Origin of the sequence: Acidisphaera rubrifaciens HS-AP3 (assembly GCF_000964365.1) — a bacterium.
GTDB lineage: Bacteria > Pseudomonadota > Alphaproteobacteria > Acetobacterales > Acetobacteraceae > Acidisphaera > Acidisphaera rubrifaciens.
The window spans coordinates 1-2042 of the sequence record NZ_BANB01000309.1 but is presented as its reverse complement, the minus strand read 5'-3'; the positions used below and the strand labels follow the sequence as shown (position 1 = coordinate 2042).

The following is a 2042-nucleotide window of genomic DNA, read 5'->3' as shown; positions in this document are numbered from 1 at the left end:
TGTTCGCCCCGGCCACGCCCGCGTCGTCGATCTGGCCGCCCGCCCGCAATTCAAGCGACGAGGCGGTGGCTACCGCCGTGATCTCGCCGGACGCGAAGACGATCGTGCCGCCGCCGTCCAGATAGACCGAGCCAGTCACCACCCCCACGGTGCCGAAGCCGGCCGGCCCGCCGACCGTCACCGTCGCCGAATCGGCGGGCGTGGCGAAATTGCCCACCACGTTGATCGCGCCGGTGTTGACGAGGGCGCCCAGGGTGACCGCGCTGGCCGAGGGCAGACCACCGCCGCCCACGTAGAACTGCCCCGTGACGGTCAGCGTGCCGCCCACCGCCAGTCCGCTGCCGCCCCCGCCGCTCGTATCGACCAGGAGGCTGCCCGCGTCGGTGAGGTCGCCGAGCACCGTTTCGGTACCGCCCGCATTGGCGATCGACAAGGTCGCGTTGCTGTACGTGATGGCAAGGCTGGCGACGGTGATGAGGGGGTCGCCGCCGCCGAGCGTGATCGTGTAGGAGGTCGCGCTCGCCGCGATCACCGCCGCGGCCGTGGCCGCGTCGGGATAGCCGGGCTGACTCCAGTCGCCGGCGGTGGTCCAATCGCCATCGGCCGCCGTCGTCCAGCTGAAGATCGTGTCAGCCATGGGGCCACCGCAATCGTCTGAGATGTCCGTGCCGCCGGCCCCGAGCGTTGCGTTCAGGCGACGAGGGATCGCTCGCTGGGCTCGCGGAGCCCGGCGCACCCCGACGCTACCCCTTCGCAATAGTTCCGTATATAAGACGAAAGACGCAGGAACGTCCTGCTATCGTAACATGAACGTGAACCCCGTCACGTCTACCCGCCGGCGGTCCGGCCGGGCAGCGCGCCGGTGTCCTGCAACGCCTCGATCATCGGCGCCAGTTGGTCCGCGTAGTCGCGCCAGCGTCCCATGCCGGCCCGGTTGACGGGTCGGCGCACCTGATCGCGGCTGGCCGTGCGCACCTCGCGATCGAGCTCATGGAAGCGTTCGCACGCGGCGTCATAGGGAAGCCCTATGAAATCGAGGACGCGGGCCGTGGTGCCGCGCAGATCGTCGATCCAGTCATGCAGGTGAACGCGCAGGATCGGCATCGGCGCCGCCGCGGCCCAATGCGTCATCAGCCGGTGATGCATGCCGATATACCAGCCGAGATCGGCCAAATCATGCGCGTACGCATGGTGACCGTAGAAACGAAGCGTGAAGATCGAGAACCCGATATCGCGCGGATCGCGCACGCAATGGATCACCCGCGCCCCCGGCAGCAACAGGGTGAGGAAGCCGAGGATGCGGAAATTGCCCGGCATCTTGTCGACGATCCGCGACGCCTCCGGCGCCAGCGCCCGTAGCGCCGCAAGGTAGGAGAGCGAAGCGGCCGTCAGCGTTGCCCGATCCTGACCGGCCACGCGCAGCGCCGCGTCGCGCGATTCCATTTCGGCATCACCCGCGAGCGCCGCATAGGCGAAGGCGAGCGCGCTGCGCTCGCCGGCGCCGTGGATCATGGGATGGGCCGCCAGGATCTGCTCGGCCAGCGTGGTGCCGGATCGCGGCATGCCGACGATGAAGACCGGCGACGGGTCATCGGAATCCGCACGCGGCCCGTCGCGCAGCCGGGCGGCGTCGAACACCTCCTCCATCGCGCCGACGAACTCGGCGAAGCGCGCGCGCGAAAATGGCTGCAACGGCCTCAACAGGTCATGGCCCGTGCGCCAGTGGTCAAAGGCGCGGTCGCGCTCGTCCCGGCGGGACCAGAAGCGCCCCAGGTTGAAATGGCCGTTGATGCGCGCCTCGGCCGTCTCGCCCGGCACCGCCAGCGCCGCCTCCGCCGCTTCCGCCGCCCGGTGTACCGCCGCGGGGTCGTCGCGCGGGGCGAGGGCGAGGCGCCGGGAGGCGAGGGCCGAGGCCATTCCCGGCGGCACGTCGGCCGAATCCACCGCAGCGCGTGCGCCGGCCAGGTCGCCCGTTGCCTGCAGCGCCGCCGACCGGTGGATGCGCCACTGTGCCGCCAGCACGGGGTCGTCCGGCGCCTCGG

At 70.7% G+C, this 2042-nt stretch carries 1 protein-coding gene and 1 pseudogene; both read right to left on the bottom strand.

Annotated features, from left to right (window positions below):
* A pseudogene (locus tag B8460_RS10220) lies at positions 1–637 on the bottom strand (hypothetical protein); the annotation flags it as partial.
* A gap of 191 nt (positions 638–828) precedes the next feature.
* The coding region (locus B8460_RS10215) for a sulfotransferase family protein (protein ID WP_048861496.1) at positions 829–2042 on the bottom strand (1214 nt) is incomplete at its 5' end.